At 72.7% G+C, this 23,467-nt stretch carries 22 protein-coding genes; 15 read left to right on the forward strand and 7 right to left on the reverse strand.

All coding sequences use genetic code 11. From position 1 onward, the window contains the following. The first annotated feature begins 10 nt into the window (after positions 1-10). Both ACQP17_RS27150 and ACQP17_RS27155 read left to right on the forward strand, forming a co-directional pair. Complete coding sequence (locus ACQP17_RS27150) at positions 11-790, forward strand: M23 family metallopeptidase (RefSeq protein ID WP_433858604.1); 780 nt, start codon at positions 11-13, stop codon at positions 788-790. Between the two features lie 289 nt (positions 791-1,079). Beyond that, complete coding sequence (locus ACQP17_RS27155; protein WP_433858605.1) at positions 1,080-1,769, forward strand: GntR family transcriptional regulator; 690 nt, start codon at positions 1,080-1,082, stop codon at positions 1,767-1,769. Between the two features lie 395 nt (positions 1,770-2,164). Here the strand turns inward: ACQP17_RS27155 and ACQP17_RS27160 are convergent, their stop codons facing one another. Further along, the gene (locus ACQP17_RS27160) at positions 2,165-2,446 is read right to left on the reverse strand and encodes an HPr family phosphocarrier protein (RefSeq protein ID WP_189096295.1); all 282 of its coding nucleotides are present in this window, start codon (positions 2,444-2,446) and stop codon (positions 2,165-2,167) included. A 218-nt stretch (positions 2,447-2,664) separates the two neighbouring features. Between ACQP17_RS27160 and ACQP17_RS27165 the strand changes: the two genes are divergently transcribed. The 5 genes from ACQP17_RS27165 to ACQP17_RS27185 all read left to right on the forward strand — a co-directional run bounded on the left by ACQP17_RS27165 (position 2,665) and on the right by ACQP17_RS27185 (position 8,846). Next, positions 2,665-5,658: a GNAT family N-acetyltransferase gene (locus tag ACQP17_RS27165; protein WP_433858606.1), complete on the forward strand. Its 2,994-nt coding sequence runs from the start codon at positions 2,665-2,667 to the stop codon at positions 5,656-5,658. Positions 5,659-5,696: 38 nt separating this feature from the next. Next, positions 5,697-6,287: a DUF5998 family protein gene (locus ACQP17_RS27170; protein ID WP_159743002.1), complete on the forward strand. Its 591-nt coding sequence runs from the start codon at positions 5,697-5,699 to the stop codon at positions 6,285-6,287. Then, the gene (locus ACQP17_RS27175) at positions 6,287-7,477 is read left to right on the forward strand and encodes an alkaline phosphatase family protein (RefSeq protein ID WP_433858607.1); all 1,191 of its coding nucleotides are present in this window, start codon (positions 6,287-6,289) and stop codon (positions 7,475-7,477) included. Before ACQP17_RS27170 ends, ACQP17_RS27175 begins: the two co-directional genes overlap by 1 nt. A 62-nt stretch (positions 7,478-7,539) precedes the next feature. Then, a complete protein-coding gene (locus ACQP17_RS27180) occupies positions 7,540-8,205 on the forward strand; it encodes a thymidine kinase (RefSeq protein ID WP_433858608.1) in 666 nt (221 codons plus the stop codon). Beyond that, on the forward strand, positions 8,112-8,846 hold the full coding sequence (locus tag ACQP17_RS27185) for a GNAT family N-acetyltransferase (protein WP_433858609.1): 735 nt from the start codon (positions 8,112-8,114) through the stop codon (positions 8,844-8,846). The genes ACQP17_RS27180 and ACQP17_RS27185 overlap by 94 nt, the downstream gene beginning before the upstream one ends. 30 nt (positions 8,847-8,876) lie before the next feature. Here the strand turns inward: ACQP17_RS27185 and ACQP17_RS27190 are convergent, their stop codons facing one another. After that, positions 8,877-9,653 carry a VOC family protein gene (locus ACQP17_RS27190; RefSeq protein WP_433858610.1) on the reverse strand — a complete coding sequence of 259 codons (777 nt, stop codon included), beginning with the start codon at positions 9,651-9,653 and terminating at the stop codon, positions 8,877-8,879. A gap of 251 nt (positions 9,654-9,904) precedes the next feature. Here ACQP17_RS27190 and ACQP17_RS27195 point away from each other — a divergent pair, with 251 nt between their 5' ends. Next, the gene (locus tag ACQP17_RS27195) at positions 9,905-10,744 is read left to right on the forward strand and encodes a sulfurtransferase (RefSeq protein ID WP_433858611.1); all 840 of its coding nucleotides are present in this window, start codon (positions 9,905-9,907) and stop codon (positions 10,742-10,744) included. Positions 10,745-10,827: 83 nt separating this feature from the next. On the opposite strand, the gene sepH is transcribed toward ACQP17_RS27195, so the two are convergent. Further along, positions 10,828-11,889 (reverse strand): septation protein SepH, encoded by a 1,062-nt coding sequence (gene sepH / locus ACQP17_RS27200; protein WP_433858612.1) that lies wholly within the window; start codon positions 11,887-11,889, stop codon positions 10,828-10,830. Between the two features lie 497 nt (positions 11,890-12,386). Between sepH and ACQP17_RS27205 the strand changes: the two genes are divergently transcribed. Beyond that, a complete protein-coding gene (locus tag ACQP17_RS27205; protein WP_433858613.1) occupies positions 12,387-13,559 on the forward strand; it encodes a hypothetical protein in 1,173 nt (390 codons plus the stop codon). A 100-nt stretch (positions 13,560-13,659) separates the two neighbouring features. Here the strand turns inward: ACQP17_RS27205 and ACQP17_RS27210 are convergent, their stop codons facing one another. Both ACQP17_RS27210 and ACQP17_RS27215 read right to left on the reverse strand, forming a co-directional pair. Continuing rightward, positions 13,660-15,003 (reverse strand): D-arabinono-1,4-lactone oxidase, encoded by a 1,344-nt coding sequence (locus ACQP17_RS27210; RefSeq protein WP_433858614.1) that lies wholly within the window; start codon positions 15,001-15,003, stop codon positions 13,660-13,662. 256 nt (positions 15,004-15,259) lie between these two features. Beyond that, entirely contained in the window at positions 15,260-16,534 is a 1,275-nt protein-coding gene (locus ACQP17_RS27215) for an MFS transporter (protein ID WP_433858615.1), read from the reverse strand. 177 nt (positions 16,535-16,711) lie between these two features. On the opposite strand from ACQP17_RS27215, the gene ACQP17_RS27220 reads away from it, so the two are divergent. Together ACQP17_RS27220 and ACQP17_RS27225 are read left to right on the forward strand one after the other, a co-directional pair. Then, on the forward strand, positions 16,712-17,866 hold the full coding sequence (locus ACQP17_RS27220; protein WP_433858616.1) for a ferrochelatase: 1,155 nt from the start codon (positions 16,712-16,714) through the stop codon (positions 17,864-17,866). 44 nt (positions 17,867-17,910) lie between these two features. Beyond that, positions 17,911-18,756: an inositol monophosphatase family protein gene (locus ACQP17_RS27225; RefSeq protein ID WP_433858617.1), complete on the forward strand. Its 846-nt coding sequence runs from the start codon at positions 17,911-17,913 to the stop codon at positions 18,754-18,756. A gap of 81 nt (positions 18,757-18,837) precedes the next feature. On the opposite strand, the gene ACQP17_RS27230 is transcribed toward ACQP17_RS27225, so the two are convergent. Further along, positions 18,838-19,014 (reverse strand): hypothetical protein, encoded by a 177-nt coding sequence (locus tag ACQP17_RS27230; protein ID WP_018093452.1) that lies wholly within the window; start codon positions 19,012-19,014, stop codon positions 18,838-18,840. Between the two features lie 330 nt (positions 19,015-19,344). On the opposite strand from ACQP17_RS27230, the gene ACQP17_RS27235 reads away from it, so the two are divergent. The 4 genes from ACQP17_RS27235 (at position 19,345) to ACQP17_RS27250 (ending at position 22,940) form a co-directional block, all read left to right on the forward strand. After that, entirely contained in the window at positions 19,345-19,998 is a 654-nt protein-coding gene (locus ACQP17_RS27235) for a response regulator transcription factor (RefSeq protein ID WP_006602630.1), read from the forward strand. A 6-nt stretch (positions 19,999-20,004) separates the two neighbouring features. Next, complete coding sequence (locus ACQP17_RS27240; RefSeq protein WP_433858618.1) at positions 20,005-21,270, forward strand: sensor histidine kinase; 1,266 nt, start codon at positions 20,005-20,007, stop codon at positions 21,268-21,270. Between the two features lie 526 nt (positions 21,271-21,796). Then, a complete protein-coding gene (locus ACQP17_RS27245; protein ID WP_003982531.1) occupies positions 21,797-22,099 on the forward strand; it encodes a DUF4193 domain-containing protein in 303 nt (100 codons plus the stop codon). Positions 22,100-22,112: 13 nt separating this feature from the next. Continuing rightward, the gene (locus ACQP17_RS27250; protein WP_433858619.1) at positions 22,113-22,940 is read left to right on the forward strand and encodes a hypothetical protein; all 828 of its coding nucleotides are present in this window, start codon (positions 22,113-22,115) and stop codon (positions 22,938-22,940) included. A 57-nt stretch (positions 22,941-22,997) separates the two neighbouring features. On the opposite strand, the gene ACQP17_RS27255 is transcribed toward ACQP17_RS27250, so the two are convergent. Then, positions 22,998-23,441: a DUF3093 domain-containing protein gene (locus ACQP17_RS27255; RefSeq protein ID WP_364875268.1), complete on the reverse strand. Its 444-nt coding sequence runs from the start codon at positions 23,439-23,441 to the stop codon at positions 22,998-23,000. Between the last annotated feature and the right edge of the window lie 26 nt (positions 23,442-23,467).

Below are 23,467 nucleotides of genomic sequence, written 5' to 3' on the forward strand. Positions count from 1 at the left end.
AAGCCCGTACATGGCGTTCATCCGTGCCACCGGGAAGCACCGCCGCGCCGACCGTCCTACCCGGACGACCCGCAACGTCGCCGGTATAGCCACCCTCGCGGCGGGCGGTGTGGTCGCCTCGGTGGCCTCCCCGGCCCTGGCCGCGACGGAGGTAACGCCCGCCCATGACACCGGTCTGCAGCAGGCCGTCGTGATGGGTGACGAGCTCGCCGGCCATGTCGCGGCCCAGGCCGACGCGCAGCGCGCCGCCGCGGAGTCCGCCGCCGCACAGGCGAAGGCCGAGGCCGCAGCGAAGAAGCAGGCCGACGAGGCCAAGCGGCGCGCCGAGGCCGCCCACAAGGCCAAGGTGCGCGCCGCCCGCGATGCCGAGCGCAAGCGGCTGAACACCTTCACCGCGCCGGTCGCCGGCTCCTACGTCTCCACCGGCTACAAGGCGTCCAGCAGCCTGTGGTCCTCGGGCAGCCACACCGGCATCGACTTCCACGCCGCCTCCGGCACCGGCGTCCATGCCGTCGGCGCGGGCACCGTCGTCGAGGCGGACTGGGGCGGCTCGTACGGCAACAACATCGTGATCAAGATGAACGACGGCACGTACACCCAATACGGTCACCTGTCGTCGTTCGCCGTCTCGGTCGGCCAGAAGGTCACCCGCGGCCAGCAGATCGCCCTCTCCGGCGCCACCGGCAACGTCACCGGCCCGCACCTGCACTTCGAGGCCCGCACCGGCCCGGACTACGGCTCGGACATCGACCCGATCAGCTACCTGCGCGCGCACGGCGTCAACGTCTGACCTGCCGCTCGCCCGCCCCACGCCCCGGGAGCGATGCCGAGCACTGCGCGTCCCCCGAAGCCCCGGTCCCGCGACCGGGGCTTCGGCGTATGCGGCGCGGTATTCCGGCGGCGTCTTCGCGGGCAATGCAGTGCATGCACCGGAGACGAGGCCGGCGTGCCCACGACTTCCGGCCAAAAGTATCCCTGAATATTCGGCGCCCATCGGAAAATCCGTGCCGGTCCAATAGAGTCATGGAAAAGACGCCGACCGGCGGCGTTTCCAGGGGATTACGGCGGAGGCTCGGAAGATGCGAGGCCATATTTCCGCGCATGTGGTGTGCACGGCGATTCGCGACGACATTGTCTCCGGTGCGCTGGCGCCCGGCAGCCGGCTGATCGAGGAGATCCTCGCGGCCCGCTACGGGGTATCCAGAGTGCCGGTCCGTGAGGCGCTGCGCACCCTGCAGTCCGAAGGCTTCGTCACCACCCGCCACCACGCCGGGGCCTGCGTCGCCGAGCCCACCGCACAGGAGGCGGCCGATCTCCTGGACGTCCGCGCCCTGCTGGAGCCGCTGGGCGCCGCCCGCGCGGCCGCCCGCCGCAGCCCGGCCCATCTCAAGGTGCTCCGCGGTCTGGTGCGGCTCGGCCGTGAGCGGGCCCGGCACGGCGATCCGGGCGATCTGCGCCAGTTGGACGACTGGTTCCACGAGACGCTGGCCCAGGCCGTCGGCAGCCCCAGCCTGACGGCGCTGCTGACCCAGCTGCGGCGCAAGATCGAGTGGATGTACGTCGTGGAGCCGCCGGCGCGCACCGCCGAGTTGTGGGACGAGCACGGTGCCGTCCTGGACGCGGTGGCCCGGGGGGACGCGGAGCGGGCCCGCGCCTTGATGGCGGCTCATGTCGAGCGTTCGCTCCCGGTGTACCGGCTCCGCCGCCCGCTCAAGACCGCGGTGAGCGATCCGAAACCGCCCGTCAACACGGTGCGCGTCCGCTCTTAACAACCGTCCCGTAGAAAGGAGGTCTCGCACAAGAAAAAGTGCGGGACGTGTGGAACGGGCTTCGGTGAGCGGGAGTGCGATCCGTTCGGCGTAAATGGTTCCGAAATTCTGGGGTCGTTCCACCGCACTGTAAATGGTGATTGTTGAGTGCTGAATGGAGCCTCGCTTGCACCGCTGGGTCGTACGTCATTCCTGACCATGCGCGCTATTTCTCGCGCTGAATTTCCAGGCGGTCGGGGAAATTCTGTGCACCTGCACGACGCAAGGGCCCGCGCGGTGGCGCGCATGCCGTGGCCCAGCCCCGGACTCAGGGGGCAGCAAGAACGGCCCTGTCGCGGCGACCGGTCACCGGTCGCCGCGACAGGGCCGCCACGTACAGCAGAGAACCTGTGGGCTCAGACGGTCTCGGGGAGTTCGTCGAGACCCTCGGCGACGAGCTTGGCCAGGCGGTCGAGCGCGGCCTCGGCGCCCTCGGCGTCGGAGGCCAGCACGATCTCCTCGCCGCCCTGGGCGCCCAGGCCCAGGACCGCGAGCATGGAAGCGGCGTTCACGGGGTTGCCATCAGCCTTGGCGATCGTTATCGGGACGCCGGAGGCGGTGGCCGCACGGACGAAGATCGACGCGGGGCGGGCGTGCAGGCCCTCGGCCCAACCGACATTGACGCGGCGCTCTGCCATGGTGTTGCCCTTCAAAGTCGTGACTGTTGTCTAGACCAGTCTCTCACGCTGCCGGACCTGCTCCAGCGGACGCGCCAGCCGGCCCTCACCACCCCTGATCCCCAAGGGAGGCCCGGCCGGCCGGGCCCGCCGCACGGTCCACGGCATCACCGGCCCGCCTTGCACCCGAGCGTACGCGCGCCGGGCCCGCTGTCGGTGCCCGGTCGTACGCTGTCCGCATGCAGAAACCGCAGGACCACGCGTACCCGACCCACTGGGAAGCAGACGTGGTGCTGCGTGACGGCGGGACGGCGCGGATCCGCCCCATCACCCCCGACGACGCCGAGCGGCTGGTCTCGTTCTACGAACAGGTCTCGGACGAGTCGAAGTACTACCGCTTCTTCGCGCCCTACCCGCGCCTGTCCGACCGCGACGTACACCGTTTCACCCACCACGATTACGTCGACCGGGTCGGCCTCGCCGCGACGGTCGGCGGCGAGTTCATCGCCACCGTCCGCTACGACCGGATCAACGACCAGGGGCTGCCCGCCAAGGACCCCGAGGACGACCAGGCGGAGGTCGCCTTCCTGGTCCAGGACGCCCACCAGGGCCGCGGCGTCGCCTCCGCCCTCCTGGAGCACATCGCGGCCGTCGCCCGGGAGCGCGGCATCCGCCGGTTCGCCGCCGAGGTGCTCCCGGCGAACTCCAAGATGATCAAGGTGTTCACCGACGCCGGCTACACCCAGAAGCGCACCTTCGAAGACGGCGTGGTCCGGCTGGAGTTCGACCTGGAGCCGACCGAGCAGTCCATGGCCGTGATGCGCGGCCGCGAGCAGCGGGCCGAGGCCCGCTCCGTCCAGCGGCTGCTCACCCCGCGCTCGGTCGCCGTCATCGGCACCGGCCGCGCCACCGGCGGCGTCGGCCGCACCGCCCTGCGCAGCCTCCTGGAGTCCGGCTTCACGGGCCGGGTGCACGCCGTCAACCACGCCTTCCCCGACGGGATGCAGCGGCTGGACCCCGAAGGCGTACCGGCCGTCCGTGCGCTGCGGGAGATCCCCGACCCGGTCGATCTCGCCGTCGTCGCCGTGCCCGCGGACCGCGTCCCCGACGTCGTCCGCGACTGCGGCGAACACGGCGTCCAGGGGGTGCTGATCCTTTCCTCCGGTTACGCCGAGGCGGGCCCGGACGGCAGGGAACGCCAGCGCGCCCTGCTCGGCCAGGCCCGCTCGTACGGCATGCGGCTCATCGGGCCCAATGCCTTCGGGCTGATCAACACCGCCCCCGGTGTCCGGCTGAACGCCTCCCTCGCGCCCCGGATGCCCGGTGCCGGCCACATCGGCCTGTTCACCCAATCCGGTGCCATCGGCATCGCCCTGCTCAGCGGACTTCATGCGCGCGGCCCGGGCGACGGCGGCATCGCCGGCATCTCCGCCTTCGTCTCGGCCGGCAACCGCGCCGACGTCTCCGGGAACGACCTGCTCCAGTACTGGTACGAGGACCCGGACACCGATGTCGTGATCCTCTATCTGGAGTCCATCGGAAACCCCCGCAAGTTCGCGCGGCTCGCCCGCCGCACCGCCGCCGTCAAACCGGTCGTGGTTGCCAAGGGAGCCCGGCACAACGGCACGGCCCCGCCGGGCCACGCCGTGCCCACCGTCCGCGTTCCGGACAGCACCGTCGCCGCCCTGATGCGCCAGGCCGGCGTGATCCGCGTCGACACGGTCACCGAGCTGATCGACGCCGGACTGCTGCTGGGCTCCCAGCCGCTGCCGGCCGGCTCACGGATCGCCATCCTGGGCAACTCCGAGTCGCTGGCACTGCTGGCCTACGACGCCTGCCTGACCGAACGGCTGCGCCCACAGCGGCCCCATGTCCTCTCCTCGGCCGCGACACCCGACGACTTCCGGGCCGCACTCGACGAGGCGCTGGCCGGCGACGGCTGTGACGCCGTGGTCGTCACGGCCATCCCCTGGGTGGGGGAGGGGTCCGCGGTCTCCCCGGGCGGAGGTGAGGGCGCCGCGCTCGCCTCCGCCCTGCGCAGTGCCGCCGAGGCCCACCCGGAGAAGCCGGTCACCGTCGTCCATCTCGCCATGGACGAACTGGCGGAGACCCTCGCGGCACCGGCACCTGAGCAGACGGAGGCGGCCGGGCCCGACACCCGGACGGCCCGTCCCGGGACGCCGGCTCAGGCACCTGCCCCGCCGTCCCCGGAGTCCCCGCCGCCCTCACGGCACCCGTCGTACCCCGCACGCCCCGTGATCCCCCCGGGGCCGCCGCCGACCCTCCTCGCACCACGGGCCAGGGCCCGCGACACCGAGGTCACCGCCCCGCCCCCGCGCCGTACCGCGCCCCTGCGCATCCCCGCCTACCCCGCCGCGGAGCGTGCCGTCCGTGCGCTCGCCGAGGCCGTCCGCTATGCCGCCTGGCGCCGGGAGGCCGCCGACCCGGGCCGGGTGCCCGAGTACGACGACATCCAGGAGGCGGCGGCCGGCGCCGACATCGAGCGCCTCCTCGACCGGCTCACCCGGGACGTCCCCACCGGCCGCTCGGTCCCCGTGCCGCCCGAGGACGCCGAGGCCCTGCTCGCCCGCTACGGCATCCACACCCGCCCCGTCCTCCCCGCCCCCGACCCGGACACCGCCGTCCGCGCCGCCGCCCGCCTCGGCTACCCGGTGGCCCTCAAGACCACCGCGCCCCATCTGCGGCACCGCGCCGACCTCGGCGGCGTACGCCTCGACCTCGCCGGCGAGCGGGAACTCCGTCGCACCTACGCCGAATTGACCGATTTCCTCGGTTCCCCGGAAGAGCTGCGTCCGGTCGTCCAGTCGATGGTGCCGCGCGGCGTCGACACGGTCATCCGGGCCGCCATCGACCCGGCCGCCGGCGCCGTCCTCTCCTTCGGCCTGGCCGGGGCGCCCTCCCAGCTGCTCGGCGACATCGCCCACCGCCTCATCCCGGCCACCGACCGCGAGGTTGCCGAACAGATCCGCTCGATCCGGGCTGCCCCGCTGCTCTTCGGCTGGCGCGGGTCCCAGCCCGTGGACACCGCCGCGCTGGCCGAGCTGCTGCTGCGGGTCTCCCGGCTGGTCGACGACCACCCCGAGGTCGTCGGCGTGGACCTCGAACCGGTGGTCGTCGCCGCCCACGGACTCTCCGTTCTGGGCGCCTCCGTCCGCCTGGCCAGGCCCCCTGCCACCACTGACCTCGGCCCCCGCCGGCTGCCCGTCTACTGAGGCTCTCGCGGCCCGGTACGCCCCGTAAGATGGACCCCATGGCTAAGACCGGTACGACGACCCAGGGACTGCGTGCGGCGATCGAGCGCAGTGGCTATTACCCGACGCTCGTGGCCGAGGCGGTGCAGGCCGCGGTCGGCGGTGAGCCGGTGGTGTCGTACCTCGTCCATCAGGAGACGACCTTCGACGCCAACGAGGTCCGCCGTCATGTCACGGTCCTGGTCCTGACCGGCACCCGCTTCATCGTCAGCCACACCGACGAGCAGGCCGCCGACGCCACCTCCCCGTCGCCCTACGCCACCACCTCCACCGAGTCCGTCAAACTCGGCCGGATCTCGTCCGTGGTGCTCAGCCGCGTGGTCGCCAACCCCGAGTCGTACACCCCCGGCCAGCTGCCCCGCGAGGTCGTGCTGACCATCGGCTGGGGCGCGGTCGCCCGCCTGGACCTGGAGCCCGCCGCCTGCGGTGACCCCAACTGCGAGGCGGACCACGGCTACACGGGCTCCTCCACTGCCGACGACCTCTCGCTGCGGGTCAGCGAGGCCGGCGACGGACCGGACTCGGTGCGTGAGACGCTCACCTTCGCCCAGGCGCTCTCCGAGGCCACCGCGGCCACCACCGCCCGCTGATGGCCCACACCGTCCCCGCCTGGCCGGAGCCCGAACCGCTCGACCCGCTGGCCGCCCCCGCACCGCGGTACGGCACCGGCTCGCTCGCCGATCTGCTGCCCGGCATCGCCGCGGGGCTGGGGATGCCCGGCATGCCCACCTCACTGGAGCTGGCCCCCGCCGACCGTGCCTGCGTCTTCCTGATCGACGGCCTCGGCTGGGAGCTGCTGCGCGCCCACCCGGAGGAGGCGCCGTTCCTGACCTCCCTCCTGGACACGTCGTGCAACGGCACCGGCCGCCCGCTCACCGCCGGCTTCCCCTCCACCACCGCCACCTCCCTCGCCTCGGTCGGCACCGGCCTGCCGCCGGGCGCCCACGGCCTGCCCGGCTACACCTGCGAGGACCCGGCGACCGGCGAGCTGATGAACCAGCTGCGCTGGTACCCGTGGACCGACCCCCATGCCTGGCAGCCGTACCCGACGGTCTTCCAGCGCGCGGACGCCGCCGGCATCCACACCTGCCAGGTCTCCGCGCCGAACTTCCAGCACACCCCGCTCACCAAGGTCGCGCTCAGCGGCGGCACCTTCCACGGCAGGCTCTCCGGCGAGGAACGGATGGACCTCGCCGCCGAGCAGCTCGCCGCCGGTGACCGCTCGCTGGTCTACACGTACTACTCCGAGGTCGACGGCAAGGGGCACCGCTACGGCGTCAACTCCGATGCCTGGCGCGGCCAGGTGATGTACGTCGACCGGCTCGCCCAGCGGCTGGCCGAGCAGCTCCCGCCGCGCAGCGCCCTGTACATCACCGCAGACCACGGCATGATCGACATCCCCTTCGACCCGGAGTCCCGCATCGACTTCGACGAGGACTGGGAACTGCGCGCCGGCGTACGTCTGTTGGGCGGCGAGGGCCGGGCCCGGCACGTCTACGCCCATCCGGGCGCGGCCGCCGATGTGCTCGCCGTGTGGCGTGAGGTGGTCGGTGAGCAGATGTGGGTCGCGAGCCGCGACGAGGCCATCGCCGCCGGGTGGTTCGGCCCGTCGGTCGACGACCGGGTGCGTGCCCGGATCGGCGATGTCGTGGCGGCCGCCCACGCCGACATGGTGATCATCGCGACCGAACGGGAGCCCCGGGAGTCGGAGATGGTCGGGATGCACGGTTCGATGACCCCGGTGGAGCAGCTGGTGCCCCTCCTGGAAGTCCGTACCTGACCCGCACGCCCCCCATGCACGTCGATACGCCCCCCACGAGCCCGAAAGGCCCGCAACTTCCCATGCCCGAGCTGGTGTTCTTCTCCGGAACCATGGACTGCGGAAAGAGCACCCTCGCTCTGCAGATCGAGCACAACCGCTCCTCCCGCGGCCTGCAAGGGATGATCTACAGCCGCAACGACCGGGCCGGCCGCGGCAAGCTCTCCTCCCGCCTCGGCCTGGTCACCGAAGCCGTCGAGGCGGCCGATGACATGGACTTCTACGCCCATGTCATCGGACACCTCTCCTCCGGCGGCCGGGTCGACTACGTCATCGCCGACGAGGCGCAGTTCCTGGCCCCTGAACAGATCGACCAGCTCGCCCGCGTCGTCGACGACCTGGAACTGGACGTCTTCGTCTTCGGCATCACCACCGACTTCCGCAGCAAACTCTTCCCCGGCTCCCAGCGCCTGGTCGAACTGGCCGACCGGATAGAGGTGTTGCAGGTCGAGGCGCTGTGCTGGTGCGGCGCCCGCGCCACCCACAACGCCCGTACCGTCGACGGCCGGATGGTCGTCGAGGGCGCGCAGGTCGTCGTCGGCGACGTCGTGGGAGACGTGGACAGCCCCCAGGCCGAGGTCGGTTACGAGGTGCTGTGCCGGCGCCATCACCGCCGCCGCCAGACCTCGGCCACGGCCCGCGCGGCCGCCCTCTCCCCGGACGTCCTGCCCGTCGACGGCGCGAAGTAGCGGCCAGGCGCCGGCGCCCGCGCTTCGCACGCCCCACGCACTGCCGGGGCGCCCGGTGGGCGCTCGCCCCCGCGCGCAGGGAACCCAACGCCCCGCCGGCCCGTCCCCACGGGCATGACGCACCCTCCGGTCCTGCTGCGCCCCGCCGTCCCCGCCGATCTCGACGCGCTCGTGGAACTGCACACCCGGGCCCGCACCGCGTACTACCGCGCGGGCGGGCTCCCCGCGGCACGGATCGACACCCCGACGGGCCGGCGCGGCGACGCGAGGGCTGGGCGCGCTCGATCCGCTCGGCCACCAGGACGGTACGGTGCGCGCTGCGGAACGACACCGTGGTGGGCGTGGTCGCCATGGGCCCGCCGCTCGGTCCCGGGAACGAGGTCGGGACCGTGGGTGAGCTGTACCGGATCCATGTGTTGCCCGGGCTGTGGGGACAGGGCATCGGCGGCCAACTGCACGCGGCCTTCGTGCGGTTCCTGCGTGAGGCGGCGCTGCCCATGGGTCGCGTCGAGGCGTGGGAGCGCAACGACCGTGCACGGGCCTTCTCCGCGTGCCACGGCTGGCGGCCGGACGGACACCGGCGACCGGGACCGGCGGGCGCATGCTACGTCAGGATGAGCCTGGACACGGCCTTCGCCTGAGCCCCACCAGCCCCTGGGGCAACGGGCGTTTCAGGCCTGCTGGATGATCGTGAAGACCGCGCCCTCGCTGTCGGCGACGGTCGCCACCCGGCCGTGCGCGGAATCCCGAGGCGCGTGCAGCACCTGCCCACCCAGTTCGGTGACCCGGCGGGCCGCCGCGTCCGTATGGGGGACGGCGAAATACGTCATCCAGTGGGAGCCACGGTCTCGGGGCAGGCCGGTGCCGACCCCGTGGACACCGGCCACCGGGCGGCCCTTGAGCCGCAGCGTCAGGTAGTCGAAGCCCGCCGTGGCCACCGGCTCCGCCTCGAAGCCGAAAACATGCTCGTAGAACGGGCTGACCGAACCGGTGTCCCGGGTGACCAGCTCGTTCCACACGGGCGTGCCCGGGTCGCCGGTGTGCGCGGTGCCCATCAGCGACTTGCCCTGCCAGATGCCGAAGATCGCGCCCTGCGGATCGGAGGCGATCGCCATCCGCCCCGTGTCGTCCTCCGCGTCCAGCGGCCCGACGCCCACCGTTCCCCCGCAGGAACGGATCTGCTCGGCCGTCACATCCGCGTCGTCGCTGGCCAGATAGGTGGTCCAGGAGACCGGGAGGTGGCGGTCGGGCGCCAGCTCACCGACCCCGGCGACTTCCTGGCCGTCGAGGAAGGCCCGGGCGTACGGACCGAAGTGCTGCGGCCCCGGGCGGAACTCCCAGCCGAACAGCGCGCCGTAGAACTCCTGCGTCGCGGACATGCTGTGGGCCAGGAGGCTCACCCAGCAGGGCGCGCCGGACATCCGCCGGGTCGCCGCCTCGGTCGTCATGGTCGCTTTCTCCTCGGAGTGTCGGGGGTGCCGACCCTGTGCGGTACGGGCACGGGTCCCGAGCAGATGCTCGCACCCGGTGACCTGGAGTGCGCCCCGGCCGCGCCGTCCACGGCGCGTTCGCGGGGGAGAATGCCCGATTTATGGCCCCCGGGCCGTTTCGGTGATGTGACAACGCGGCGCGACTGCGTCATACGGAGGGTGGGCTACCGCCTTCTGTACGTAGCTGTTGCTACGCAAGGATGAGTCCCATGAACGTCATCATCACCGCTACCGAACTCGCGAGCGAGCTGGCGCAGCCCGCCGCCCCCGTCCTCCTGGACATCCGCTACCAGCTCGGCGGCCCGCCCGGGCGCCCCGAGTACGAGGCCGGCCATGTGCCCGGCGCGGTCTACGTCGACCTCGACAGCGAGCTGGCCGCACCCCCCGGCCCGGCCGGTCGGCACCCGCTGCCCGACCTGGACGTGTTCGCCGCGGCCATGCGCGCCGCGGGCGTCCGCGCGGACCGCCCCGTGGTCGTCTACGACGGCGGCCAGGGCTGGGCGGCCGCCCGCGCCTGGTGGCTGCTGCGCTGGACCGGCCACCCCGACGTGCGTGTCCTGGACGGCGGCCTCGCCGCCTGGCAGGCCTCCGGGGGCGCCCTGAGCACCGATCAGCCGACGCCGCCCGCGGGCGACTTCACACCGCTGCCCGGCGCGCTCCCGTTGCTGACGGCGGACGACGCGGCCGCGGTGGCCCGCCGCGGCGTCCTGCTGGATGCCCGCGCCGCCGAGCGTTACCGCGGCGAGGTCGAGCCCATCGACCCGGTCGCCGGCCACATCCCGGGGGCCGTGTCCGCGCCGACGACCGAGAACGTCGCCGAGGGCGGCACCGTCTTCCGCGAGGCCGCGGAACTCGCCAAGAGGTTCGCCGCGCTGGGCGCCACGGCGGACACCGAGGTCGGGGTCTACTGCGGCTCCGGGGTCTCCGCCGCGCATCAGGTTCTGGCGCTCGCCGTCGCGGGCGTCCCCGCCGCCCTGTACGTCGGCTCCTGGAGCGAGTGGACGGCCGACCCCGCCCGCCCGGTCGCCACCGGCCCGCAGGCCGGCTGAGCCCCCGTCACACGCCCGTCCGCCCGCCCCCTGGAAGCAGGGGACGGGCGGACGGGCAACACCGCACGGGGAGCGTCGCCGCGCTACTCCGGCTTCTTCCGCCGGGTGCCGAAGACGATCTCGTCCCAGCTGGGCACCGCCGCACGGCGACCGGGCCGGACGCCGTCCGCCTCGGCCTGCCGGTCCGTCGTCCCGGTCAGCCGGTCACGGTGGCCGGCCACCGCACGCGGCATCAGCACATCGGCGTACGCGGAACCCGCACCCGCGCTGGCCGCCGGGGCGGGCGGCTCCTCGACCTCGGCCTCGGATTCCTCGTCGCTCTGCGGCGCCTTCGCGCTCTCCGGCACGATCATGTCGCCACGGAAGCTCGGCACCGCCTCCAGCAGGCTGGTCAGCGAATCCCGCTCGCGCTCCCGTTCACCGACGGCCTCCTCGGCGTCGCGCGACTCGTCCTCCTCGCCGCCGGACTGCCCCGCACGCTCGGACGACTGCCGGTCCAGGGTGCGGTCCAGCGGCCGGTCGCGCGGCAGCCGCGCGATCCGCGGCACGAACGGGAAGCTCGGCTCGGGAGTGTCGTCGCTCTCGCCGATCAGCGCCCTGGCTTCGTCGTCCACGGCCTGGACGAGCCGCCGGGGCGGGTCGTACGTCCAGCTCGCCGCGTGCGGTTCGGTGGCGACGCGGTAGACGAGCAGCACCTCCCAGGTGCCGTCGTCACGGCGCCAGGAGTCCCACTGGACGCTCTCCTTGTCGGCGCCGCGCAGCAGCAGCCGCTCCGCGACCGCCTCGCCGAGCTGGGGGCCGGTGTTCTCGCCGGGGCGCCGCACCGGTGTCTTACGGGCCCGCTCGGCCATGAAGGCACGCTCGGCGAGCACCGGGCCCTCGAAGCGGCGCACCCGGTCGACGGGGATGCCGGCGAGCTGGGCGACCTCCTCGGCGGAGGCACCGGCTCTTATACGGGCCTGGATGTCCCGCGGCCGCAGATGGCTCTCGACCTCGATCTCGATCTGGCCCAGCCGTGCGCGGTCATTGCGGACGGCGGCGCGCAGCCGTTCGTCGATCGGAAGCGTGTACTCGGTGCTGTCCGCAGCTTTGAGCACCAGCCGTGTGCCGTCGTTGGAGACGGCCACGACACGCAGTTCGGGCATGGGGACCTCCCGGGTGGTGCCTGCCGACGTCACGTGCGTCGCTGCTTCCGCTAGTCGAGTGTGGCCTGCCCGGGTGCAGCCTGCCACAACATTGCCGAGTTGCCCGGCGTGTCGAGGCTTGGCCCTGAAACGCCGTTATGACACGGTTACCTGTTCGCAACGCTCAGTGACCGTGCCGCTTGCCCTGTCGCCGTTCACCCGTGCCGGTCGACGGCGCCCCGGGGCGAGTGCCGCCTTCACAGCCCCTCCCGTGGGTTCCGGGCAGCCGGACGGGAACCGGGGCCAGGGCTCGCCACAGTACTCCATTCGGACCACTGACGTGGACCGCCGCGCCGCCGAACTTCTGGGCGGGCAACGGAGTTGAGTCGTCTTGTCGATCTCTCTACCTGGCACGTAGGTGGCAAGTTTCACAGATTCCCCAAAATCGGAACTATTGGGTACTCCGAATGGTCACTTCTCCATGCAAGGTGGATCGAAGGGGCTACCAAAGGTCGGAGATGGACGTAGAAACCGAAAGCGACACGAAGAAGAAGGAGAAGCGGATAGACCTGAGCGTGGCTCAGGTGTCCGGCAGCGCGCTCGCCGCGGCTGCCGCGGCGTATCTCGCAGGCCAGCTCGGCGTCTACGGAACCATCATCGGCGCGGGTGTGGTCAGTGTCGTGGCCACCACCGGGGGCTCGATCTTCCAGCATCTGTTCCGGCGTACCGGCGAACAGATCAAGGAAGCGTCGGTCATCACCCGGCCGAAGCCGCGCCACTTCTCCGCCGGCCGCGGTCGATCCGGCACCCCCGACGCACGGCACCCCGCCTCCACGATGGTGCTGCCGACCTTCGACCGGCAGGGAACGGAGGACGAGGTCACCTCCGTCGCCGCCCGGACGCCCGGGCCCGACACGGCCCGTACCCAGCTGTTCCCGCGCGCGGACGCGTCCGGCACCCGCGACCCGCAGGGGGCCTCGGAGGCCGAGGACGCGACGCGCATGCTGCGCGCCGTCGATCCCGCCGCCCCCGGGGGGCACACACCGGAGCGGCCGGCCGACCGTACGCAGCTGGTGCCGCGTCTCGACGAGCGGACCGCGATGCTCGGTCAGGCCGGGGCCCGCCCGCACGGCGCCCCGCCCGTGGGGCACCCGGCCGGACCGGCCGAGACGCTCAGCACCACGACGTACGGCTCCCGGCTGCGCGGCTGGAAGCGGCCGGCGCTCGGCGCGCTCGCGGTCTTCGCGCTCGCCATGGGCACGGTCACGGCCACCGAGCTGATCACGGGGCAGACGCCGAGCGGCGAGAAGGGCACCTCGCTGGGCAACATCACCCAGACCGGGGGATCCGGCCGGCACCAGCCCAGCAGCCCGCAGTCGCCCGGATCCGGTGAGTCCCCGGACGGCGGCAAGCGGCACGGCGACGGCGGTCAGCCGTCCCCGGACCCGAGCCCCTCGGGGGACACCGGCAAGGGCAAGGACAACAACAGTCCGTCGCCGGATCCCAGCCCGTCCAAGGGCGGCGAGACCTCGCCCGACCCGAGCCCCTCGACACCGGACCCGTCCACGAGCGGTTCCTCCGGCGACGCAGGCACCGGAACGGGTGACGGCACCACCGGGGGTGACACCCCGGGGAACCCGCAGCACCAGCGGGGGTCCGACGGACGCAACCCCGCGCCCGGGGCCTCCTGACCCCGCACGGCCCGTCCGAAGCGACGGTCCGCCGAGCGGAACCGACCCGGCCGCGGCCCGGTGACCTGTGAAGGCACCGGGCCGCGGCCGTCGTAGCTGCTCAGTCCCCCAGGACCCGCCGCAGATACGGGTTGGCGAACCGGCGGTCCGGGTCAAGGCGGTCGCGGACCGCGGTGAACTCGGCGAACCGCGGATAGGCCTCGGCGAGGTAGGCGGCATCGCGGGTGTGCAGCTTGCCCCAGTGCGGACGGCCCCCGTGTGCCGTCATGATCCGCTCGGCGGCGGCGAAGTACGCCTGGTGCGGCGTCCCCCGGAACATGTGCACGGCGACATAGACGGTGTCCCGGCCCGAGGCGGTGGACAGCGGGATGTCGTCGGCCGGAGCGGTGCGCACCTCCACCGGGAAGCTGATCCGGAAGTCCGAGCGCTCCACCAGTGCCCGCAGCTCGCCGAGCGCCGCGACGGCGGCCGTGCGCGGCAGCGCGTACTCCATCTCCACGAACCGCACCCGCCGCGGGGAGGTGAACACCCGGTGGGGGATGTCGGTGTAGGTACGGGCCGACAGCGCGCGGCTGGAGAGCTTGGCGATGCCGGGGATCGCGGCCGGCACCGCCCGTCCCACGGTGCACACGAGCTGGAAGACCCCGTTGGACAGCAGTTCGTCCTCGACCCAGCCGCTGACCTTCCCGGGGGGCGCCGCCGGGCCCTGGCTGCGGTTGTTGCGCTTGGTGTTGCAGCTGCCGGTGTGCGGGAACCAGTAGAACTCGAAGTGTTCGTTCTCGGCGACCAGCTCGTCGAAGCGGTCCGTCACCTCGTCGTAGGGCATCGGCTCCTCGCGGGCGGCCAGCAGGAACTCCGGCTCCACGGCGAAGGTCAGCTCGCTGATCACGCCCAGCGCGCCCAGGCCCAGCCGCGCCGCGGCGAAGACCTCGGGTCGCTCGTCGGCGGAGCAGGTCAGCCGCGAGCCGTCGGCGGTGACCAGCTCCAGGGCGGTGATCTGGGCGGCGAGCGACGCCGAGTCGCGGCCGGTGCCGTGGGTGCCGGTGGCGGTCGCCCCGGAGACGGTCTGTTCCATGATGTCGCCCATGTTGGTCAGCGACAGCCCGTGTGCGGCCAGCGTCTCGTTGAGGTGCCGGAGCGGGGTGCCGGCGGCCACGGTCACCGTGCCGGCCGCGCGGTCGATGCCGCGGATCCCGGTCAGCCGGTCGGGGCGGATCAGCAGCCCGTCGGTGGCGGCGGCCGGGGCGAAGGAGTGGCCGGTGCCGGCCGCCTTGACCGTGAGCCCGTCCGCGGCGGCCGCCTGGATCGCGTCGGCCAGTTCCTCGGTGCTCGCGGGGGCCACGCTCCGGGCGGGCCGGGCGGCGACATTGCCCGCCCAGTTGCGCCACACCCCGCTCGTCGAGCCGCGTCCTCCCGAGCCGCCGACGGCGTCGCTGACTGCCATGGTGACGTCCCCTCCCGCGTCCGGCCCACGTGGCGTGGGCGCATGATGCCGGTCGCCGACGGCGTGCCGTCCGGGCCCGGGACGCGCTCACACGCGCGGGATCCGGCCGCGGTCGCCCGGCTCCCGGACATGACGTACCGACGGTAACTCCCGAAGGGGCGGCGTGGGTTCACTTCGCGGTCCCGGGTAGGACCGGTGGTGCGCCGGCTCGCAGGGCGCGCGAGCGGGCCGGGGCGTGCGGCACCTCGGACGCGCCCTAGACGACGCTCTGCTCGTCCTGCGGCCGCGGGACCGCGCCGGCGTGCGCGGACGGCGTGCCGGCGGCCGCGGGCTCCGTCACCGGGGACGCGGCCTTGGGGCGGAGCCTGCGGTAGCCCGCCAGGGCCACCAGCGCGCCGAGCACGCCCGCCGCCGCCGGCACCAGATACCCCCGGGCCGCGCCGGCGGCGTCGACCACCCAGCCGGCCGCCGACGACCCCAGCGCGACACCCACCGCCAGACCCGTGCTGGTCCAGCTCATGCCCTCGGTCAGCTGGGAGCGCGGCACATGCTCCTCGACCAGCGCCATCGTGGTCACCATCGTCGGGGCGATGGACAGCCCCGCGAGGAACAGCGCCACGGCCAGCAGCGGCAGCGAGTCCACCAGCTGCAGCGGCACCATGCTCACCGCGATCGCGCAGACCCCCACCACGAACCGCCGGGACGCGTGCCCCCGCAGGTGCAGCAGCCCGAAGACGGCGCCGGCCGCGCACGAGCCGAGCGCGTAGACCGCCAGCACCACGCTGGCCGCGGCCTTGTGCCCGGTCTCCTCGGCGAAGGCCACCGTCACCACGTCGATCGCCCCGAAGATCGCACCGGTCGCCACGAACGTCACCACCAGCACCTGCAGCCCCCGCGAGCGCAGCGCCGATCCCTTGACGTGCAGCTCCCGCGGATGCGGCACCGGCTCCGTCCTGCGCTGCGCCGTCAGCCAGAAGACACCGACGGCCAGGAAGACGGCGGCCAGCAGCGGGCCGGCCTCCGGGAACCACGCGGTGGACAGGCCGATGGACAGGATCGGCCCGAAGATGAAGCACGTCTCATCGACGATCGACTCCCACGCATAAGCGGTGTGCAGCTCACGCGGGGAGCCCCGGTAGATCTCCGCCCAGCGGGCCCGGATCATCGAGCCGATGCTGGGCACGCACCCCGCCCCCGCCGCGAAGACGAACAGGACCCAGTCCGGCCACCCCTGCTGCGCGCTCAGCAGCAGACCGGCGACCGCGGCGATCGACACCAGGGTGGCCGGGCGCAGCACCCGGCTCTGGCCGTGCCGGTCCACCAGCCGGGAGATCTGCGGGCCGAGCACCGCCGCGGACAGCGCGAGGGTCGCGGACAGCGCGCCCGCCAGGCCGTAGCGGCCGGTCAGCTGGGAGATCATCGTGACGATGCCGATGCTCATCATCGACAGCGGCATCCGGCCCAGCAGCCCGGCGGCGGAGAACGTCTTGGTACCGGGGCGGCCGAAGATGGCGCGGTAGGGACTGGGCAACGGGGGCGCTCCGCCGGTGAGGACCGAAGATCGGTAAGGAATGTCTGCAGCCGATACAGCTTACGGGCCCGGCGTCGCCGGCCGCCTCCAAATTCCGGGCTCGGCCGCAGCAGGCTTCCCCCGCTCCTCCCCGGGGCCGCTCCGCCGCCCCGGAGGAAGGGTGGCAGGATCGATGGCATGCCCGAAGAGTGCGATCCCCGTCCTTATGACGCCCTGCTGCTGCTGTCCTTCGGTGGCCCGGAGGGGCCCGATGACGTCGTCCCGTTCCTGGAGAACGTCACCCGCGGCCGCGGCATCCCCCGTGAGCGCCTCAAGGAGGTGGGGCAGCACTACTTCCTGTTCGGCGGCGTCAGCCCCATCAACGCCCAGAACCGTGAGCTGCTGGACGCGCTGCGCAAGGACTTCGCCGAGAACGCGCTGGATCTGCCCGTCTACTGGGGCAACCGCAACTGGGCGCCCTACCTGACCGACACCCTGCGCACGATGGTCCACGACGGGCACCGCCGGATCGCCGTCCTGGCGACCAGCGCCTACGCCTCGTACTCGGGCTGCCGGCAATACCGCGAGAACCTCGCCGACGCGCTCGCGACCCTGCAGGCCGAGGGCCTGGAGCCGCCCCGGGTCGACAAGCTGCGGCACTACTTCAACCACCCCGGCTTCCTGCGCCCGATGATCGACGGGGTGCTGGCGTCCCTCGCCGCCCTGCCCGACCGGGTGCGCGACGGAGCCCACCTCGCCTTCACCACGCACTCCATCCCCACCGCCGCCGCCGACACCTCCGGCACGCCCGCCGAGCACACCCGGGACGGCGCGGGCGGCGCCTACGTCGCCCAGCACCTCGACGCGGCCCGGGTGATCGCGGACGCCGTCCGCGCGGAGACCGGCGTGGACCACCCCTGGCGGCTCGTCTACCAGTCCCGCAGCGGCGCCCCGCACGTCCCCTGGCTGGAGCCCGACATCTGCGACCACCTGGAAGCGGCGCACGCCGACGGCGTCCCGGCCGTCGTCATGGCCCCCGTGGGCTTCGTCTCGGACCACATGGAGGTCAAATACGACCTCGACACCGAGGCCACCGCCAAGGCCGCCGAACTGGGACTGCCGGTCACCAGGTCGGCCACCGTGGGCGCCGACCCGCGGTTCGCCGCGGCCGTCCGCGACCTCCTCCTGGAGCGCGCGGCCACCGAACGGGGCGCCGCCCCCGAGCGCTGCGCCCTGGGCACCCTCGGCGCGGGCCACGACCTGTGCCCCGTCGGCTGCTGCCCGGCGCGCAGCCCCCGCCCGGCCGCCGCCGGCGCCGACTGGCGCGGCCCGGTCGCCGGGGCCCCCGCCTGAGCCGTACGCCCGCCCCACCCCCTCCCGAGCGAGCAAGGAGCACCGTGCCCGACCCGCTGTACCCCAAGACCCCGCGCACCGACGCCACACCGGCCGACGCGCTCCACGACGAACTCCTCGAGCTGGCCCTGGAGGCCGCCCGCCGCGCCGGCGACCTGCTGCGCGACGGCCGCCCGGCCGACCTCGGCGTCGCCGCCACCAAGTCCAGCCCCATCGACGTCGTCACCGAGATGGACCTCGCCTCCGAGAAGCTGATCACCGGCTTCCTCGCGGAGCACCGCCCCGACGACGGCCTCCTGGGGGAGGAGGGCGCCAGCAGCGACGGCACCAGCGGCATCCGCTGGGTCATCGACCCCGTCGACGGCACCGTGAACTATCTCTACGGGCTGCCGTCCTGGTCGGTGTCCATCGCGGCGGAGAAGGACGGCGAGGCGGTCGTCGGTGTCGTCGCCGCCCCCGTGCGCGGCGAGACCTACCAGGCCGTTCTGGGTCGCGGCGCGTTCAACAACGGCGAGCGTCTCCACCACCGGCCCGCCCCGCCGCTCTCCGAGGCCCTTGTGGGCACCGGCTTCGCCTACCGCGCCGAGCGCCGGGCCGCCCAGGCCGAGGTGCTGCGGACACTGCTGCCGCAGGTCCGCGACATCCGGCGCGGCGGCTCGGCCGCCATCGACCTGTGCGATGTGGCCTGCGGCCGGCTCGACGCCTACTACGAGCGCGGGCTGAACCCCTGGGATCTGGCGGCCGGAGCCCTGATCGCCCGCGAGGCCGGCGCGCTCACCGGCGGCCGCCCCGGCTCCGCGCCCTCCCACGAGCTGACCCTCGCCGCCTCCCCGGCCCTCTTCGCGCAGCTCCAGCCGCTGCTGGAGGACCTCGGCGCCTGGCACGACTGAGCTGCGCCCGCACGTGGGCATGACAGCGCCCCGGCACCATCCCCTGGATGCCGGGGCGCTGCGTCGTACGCCGGGAAACGGTCAGGCGTTGCTGACCGCGCCGTAGCGCACGCCGTGCTCGGTCGCCAGTCGTTGCAGGTCCTCGAGCTCTGCCTGCTCGACCTCGGCGAGGAAGTCGTCGCCCGCAGCCCGGGCCCGGTCCAGATCAGCTTCGGTGTTCTGTATGCGCTGCAAAATGCCTGCGGTGAACGCGTCCATGTGCGCCCCCTCGTCGTGGGTCGGTGGCACGGGGGTGTGCCGACGGGTGGGTGATCACTGCGTGGTCCCTGCGATGGAACGGTGCGTGGCAAAGGGTGCTTTAAGTTGCCTGATAAACAGGGTGTGATCGCGGGTGTGCAGTCGTCCTCCCCACCCGGTACCCCGGGGAAACCTCAACCCACCCGAGAATCATGGCCGTCGGGTGTCCCGGGCCGCCCTCCACCCCTCCGCACCCCTCTTACCGCCGGTTTATGGCTCTTCGGGGCAGGATGGAAGGGCTTTCAGACAAGTTGTGCCTGCCCGCGAGGGCCCTGAGGAAGGACTAGCGACGTGCGTGTTCTCGTCGTCGAGGACGAGCAGCTGCTCGCCGATGCGGTGGCCACCGGACTACGCCGGGAGGCCATGGCCGTCGACGTGGTCTACGACGGCGCTGCCGCCCTGGAGCGGATAGCGGTCAACGACTATGACGTGGTCGTGCTCGACCGTGACCTCCCGGTCGTCCACGGTGACGACGTCTGCCGCAAGATCGTCGAGCTGGGAATGCCCACCCGGGTCCTGATGCTCACCGCCTCCGGCGACGTCAGCGACCGCGTCGAGGGCCTGGAGATCGGCGCGGACGACTACCTCCCCAAGCCGTTCGCCTTCACGGAGCTGACCGCCCGGGTGCGCGCCCTGGGGCGGCGTACGACCGTCGCGCTGCCGCCCGTGCTGGAGCGGGCCGGCATCAAGCTCGACCCCAATCGCCGCGAGGTCTTCCGCGACGGCAAGGAGGTCCAGCTCGCCCCTAAGGAGTTCGCGGTGCTGGAGGTCCTGATGCGCAGCGAGGGCACGGTCGTCTCGGCCGAGCAGCTCCTGGAGAAGGCCTGGGACGAGAACACCGACCCGTTCACCAACGTCGTGCGGGTCACGGTCATGACGCTGCGCCGCAAGCTCGGCGAGCCCGCGGTGATCGTCACCGTCCCCGGCTCGGGATACCGGATCTGACCGGCGATGCCCTCCCTGCCCTCGTTCTCCAAAGCGGCCGCACCGCCGCCGCCCCTGCCCCCCAAGCCCACCTGGGATCCCCGGCCCGCGGTCAGCATCCGGCCGTTCCCGTGGCTGCGCCCCACGATCCGCATCCGCCTGACCCTGCTGTACGGCGGCATGTTCCTGATGGCCGGCATCGTGCTGCTGACGATCATCTACATGCTGGCCGCGGACGCGCTGCACGACGGCAGCACGCTGCCCCTGAAGATCCTCGGCGGCAAGTTCCAGTCGACCAGTGACCAGTGCGACCTGCCCACCAAGACGTCGGGACCGCTGCTCCAGGCCGCCGTCGACCAGTGCCTGCAGCACCAGCGGGCGCTGGCCCTCAACGACCTCCTCAACCGCTCGCTGCTGGCGCTGCTGGGGCTGACGGTGGTGGCCTTCGCGTTCGGCTACGCCATGGCCGGCCGGGTGCTGGCGCCGCTGGGCCGGATCACCCGCACCGCGCAGCGGGTGGCGGGCTCGGACCTGCACCGCCGCATCGAGCTGGGCGGACCGGACGACGAGCTCAAGGAGCTCGCGGACACCTTCGACGAGATGCTCGACCGCCTGGACCGGGCCTTCGAGTCGCAGCGGCGCTTCGTGTCCAACGCCTCGCACGAGTTGCGTACCCCACTGGCGATCAACCGCACGCTGCTGGAGGTCCAGCTCGCCGATCCGGACGCGTCCCCCGAGCTGGCGCAGCTCGGCAAGACGCTGCTGGCCACCAACGAGCGCAGCGAGCAGCTCGTGGAGGGCCTGCTGCTGCTCGCCCGCAGTGAGAACAAGGTCGTCGACAAGAAGCCGGTCGATCTGGCCGAGGTCGCCTCGCAGGCCGTGGAGCAGACCCGTGAGGAGGCCGGCGGCAAGGGCGTGGAGCTGCGCGGGGTCCGCCAGCAGGCGTTCGTCCAGGGCAACGGCGTCCTGCTGGAGCGCATCGCGCTGAACCTCGTCCAGAACGCGGTGCGCTACAACGTGCCCGAGGACGGCTGGGTGGAGGTCACCACCGAGCCGCAGACGGGCTGCGCGGTGCTGGTGGTCGCCAATACGGGGCCGGTGGTCCCCGCCTATGAGGTGGAGAACCTCTTCGAGCCGTTCCGGCGGCTGCGGACCGAGCGCACCGGCAGCGACAAGGGCGTGGGACTGGGCCTGTCCATCGTGCGCTCGGTGGTCCGGGCACACGACGGCACGATCACCGCCGCGCCCCGTGAGGGCGGCGGGCTGGTGATGCGGGTGGTCCTGCCGCTCTGACGCAGGCCACAGGGCGGTTGTACGCCTGCTGGAGGCACTGCGCGCCCCGGTGCGCGGTGCTCGGACATCCGTGCGTACGATCGCCCGTCTCGCGGCCGCACACCGCCTCGCCTCCCGGTTTGACGTGAAGGGGGGTCGGCGGGGATCCTTCGCCGAGTTCGCTTTGCGCGGAATTGAACCGGTCCGCCCACCGGTCCGTGCGTGTGTGATCCCTCACAGGCGCGAAATTCCAGCCATCTACTCTCCGTGAGCAAAATAGCCGTCGGAATGCCTGGGACGTCCGGGTTTCCGGGGGGTCGGATCACGGGAAGTACAGGTGATGGGCTGCGCGAGGTGCGACATTCGGACCGTGTACGGTCCTGATCGCCATCCAAACCGATCACCTCTTCAGGGGTGCGGTTGGGTGTCGATTGAGTAACAGACCTTGATGTGAGGCAAAATCTCCGCCTCAGGTCGGGCACAAGTCCGGCCTCTCACGCGTTACGAGCGCTGAGACACCGCAGACACCCAGAGGGGGAGAGCGAAAATGGCTACGGATTACGACACCCCACGCAAGACCGACGACGACCTCAACGAGGACAGCATTGAAGAGCTGAAGTCGCGGCGGAACGACAAGTCCGCCTCGGCGGTCGACGTCGACGAGTTCGAGCAGGCCGAGGGCCTGGAGCTGCCCGGCGCGGACCTGTCCAACGAAGAGCTGGCCGTGCGCGTGCTGCCCAAGCAGCAGGACGAGTTCACGTGCATGAGCTGCTTCCTGGTCCACCACCGCAGCCAGCTGGCCGCGGAGGACAAGAACGGGCAGCCGATCTGCCGCGACTGCGCGGCCTGAGCCCGGTCTGCCCATGGCAGGCATGAACCCGTTCCGTAAGGGCCCCAAGGGCGGCCAAGGTCCAGCGGCAGGCGCACGATCACACCAGGAAAACGCGCCCGTGCCCGCAGACCCGACCGCCCTCCCCACGGAGCTGACGAGTGGAGCACCGCAGGAGCGAGGTCACGAGGCCTCGCTCGAGGCCCTGACCGGCCGCGGTGCGGCAGGACGCGGTGGCAGGGTGCGGGCAGCGATCGCCGTGATCGCCGACCGCATCATCGACACCGCCCCGCGGATCCCGGTCCGCGATCTGGCGACGCTGCGCGCCCAGTTCCCCGGACTGACCCCCGAGGAACTGGCCGACAAGCTCGTCGCGGGCGCCTGCGCGGCCACCGCGACCGTCGGAGCGGGCGTCGGCGCGGCGGCGATGCTGCCCGTACCGCCCGCCATGCCGGCCGAGCTGGCCGCCGAGGTCACCGGCGTCGCCTCGGTCGAGATCAAGCTGATCGCCGAGCTGCACGAGGTCTACGGCCTGCGGCCGGCGGGCAACTTCCGGCAGCGCGCGATGGCCTGCGTGACCTCCTGGACCGAGGAACGGGGCATCGACGTCACCAAGCCGGCCTCGCTGAACTTCGCCCTCGGCGGGCAGATGCGGCGGGAACTGCGCCGGCAGATCATGAAGCGCACCCTGCGCAACCTCCCCAACCTCACACCGTTCATGATCGGCGCCGCCGTCGGCGCGTTCATGAACCGCCGGGACACCGGAAAGCTCGCGGAACGGATCCGTAAGGACCTGCGCGCACACCAGGTCTCCTGGGATGCCCTCCCCGGCTCGGGGCCGGCCGCCCCGCCGCACGACTGACGGTGCCGCAGCCGCCCGCCACCCGCCCTACGGCGGAAGCGGGCACCCGGCCTCCGGTCAGGTGCGTACGGCCGCCAGCGCCGCCACCAGACGCTCCGGGTCCCGCGTCGACAGATAGGCGTAGGGCGTGGGGTCCCCGGGGTCGGTGATCTCCACCCGCACCGCGGTGCGGACATAGCTGCGCAGCAGCATGAACGCGCGGGCATCCGCCTTGTACGTACGCCAGGCCAGCGCCTCGTCCGCGTCCAGCGCCCGCGCCTCGCCCAGCGCCGACCCGGGGATCTTCGCCTCGCCGGCGATCAGCGCGCCGCCCACCACCCGGATCCGCGCCGAGCCGTACGTGCTCACCGCCACCGCGGACAGCGCCGCCCCGCCGATCAGCCCGCCGAGCATCGGCAGGGTCCCCACGGGGAGCAGCATCAGGGCGCAGGCGACGCCGATCAGCGCGGCGATCACCCACCAGGAGCGGGGCGCGGTGAGACGTTCTTCGTACGACTGCATGGCTCCAGCTTGGCACGGCGGCGCGG

The sequence above is a fragment of the Streptomyces kronopolitis genome (assembly GCF_050953795.1).
Lineage (GTDB): Bacteria > Actinomycetota > Actinomycetes > Streptomycetales > Streptomycetaceae > Streptomyces > Streptomyces kronopolitis_A.

Excerpts from the sequence above, each read along its gene's own strand:
- sepH (WP_433858612.1), bottom strand. The coding sequence starts at position 11,889 with ATGCCCGAACTGCGTGTCGTGGCCGTCTCCAACGACGGCACACGGCTG.
- ACQP17_RS27205 (WP_433858613.1), top strand. The coding sequence starts at position 12,387 with ATGGACGTAGAAACCGAAAGCGACACGAAGAAGAAGGAGAAGCGGATA.
- ACQP17_RS27160 (WP_189096295.1), bottom strand. The coding sequence starts at position 2,446 with ATGGCAGAGCGCCGCGTCAATGTCGGTTGGGCCGAGGGCCTGCACGCC.
- ACQP17_RS27230 (WP_018093452.1), bottom strand. The coding sequence starts at position 19,014 with ATGGACGCGTTCACCGCAGGCATTTTGCAGCGCATACAGAACACCGAA.
- ACQP17_RS27195 (WP_433858611.1), top strand. The coding sequence starts at position 9,905 with ATGAACGTCATCATCACCGCTACCGAACTCGCGAGCGAGCTGGCGCAG.
- ACQP17_RS27245 (WP_003982531.1), top strand. The coding sequence starts at position 21,797 with ATGGCTACGGATTACGACACCCCACGCAAGACCGACGACGACCTCAAC.
- ACQP17_RS27190 (WP_433858610.1), bottom strand. The coding sequence starts at position 9,653 with ATGACGACCGAGGCGGCGACCCGGCGGATGTCCGGCGCGCCCTGCTGG.
- ACQP17_RS27170 (WP_159743002.1), top strand. The coding sequence starts at position 5,697 with ATGGCTAAGACCGGTACGACGACCCAGGGACTGCGTGCGGCGATCGAG.
- ACQP17_RS27150 (WP_433858604.1), top strand. The coding sequence starts at position 11 with ATGGCGTTCATCCGTGCCACCGGGAAGCACCGCCGCGCCGACCGTCCT.
- ACQP17_RS27240 (WP_433858618.1), top strand. The coding sequence starts at position 20,005 with ATGCCCTCCCTGCCCTCGTTCTCCAAAGCGGCCGCACCGCCGCCGCCC.
- ACQP17_RS27220 (WP_433858616.1), top strand. The coding sequence starts at position 16,712 with ATGCCCGAAGAGTGCGATCCCCGTCCTTATGACGCCCTGCTGCTGCTG.
- ACQP17_RS27155 (WP_433858605.1), top strand. The coding sequence starts at position 1,080 with ATGCGAGGCCATATTTCCGCGCATGTGGTGTGCACGGCGATTCGCGAC.
- ACQP17_RS27255 (WP_364875268.1), bottom strand. The coding sequence starts at position 23,441 with ATGCAGTCGTACGAAGAACGTCTCACCGCGCCCCGCTCCTGGTGGGTG.
- ACQP17_RS27210 (WP_433858614.1), bottom strand. The coding sequence starts at position 15,003 with ATGGCAGTCAGCGACGCCGTCGGCGGCTCGGGAGGACGCGGCTCGACG.
- ACQP17_RS27165 (WP_433858606.1), top strand. The coding sequence starts at position 2,665 with ATGCAGAAACCGCAGGACCACGCGTACCCGACCCACTGGGAAGCAGAC.
- ACQP17_RS27180 (WP_433858608.1), top strand. The coding sequence starts at position 7,540 with ATGCCCGAGCTGGTGTTCTTCTCCGGAACCATGGACTGCGGAAAGAGC.
- ACQP17_RS27250 (WP_433858619.1), top strand. The coding sequence starts at position 22,113 with ATGGCAGGCATGAACCCGTTCCGTAAGGGCCCCAAGGGCGGCCAAGGT.
- ACQP17_RS27175 (WP_433858607.1), top strand. The coding sequence starts at position 6,287 with ATGGCCCACACCGTCCCCGCCTGGCCGGAGCCCGAACCGCTCGACCCG.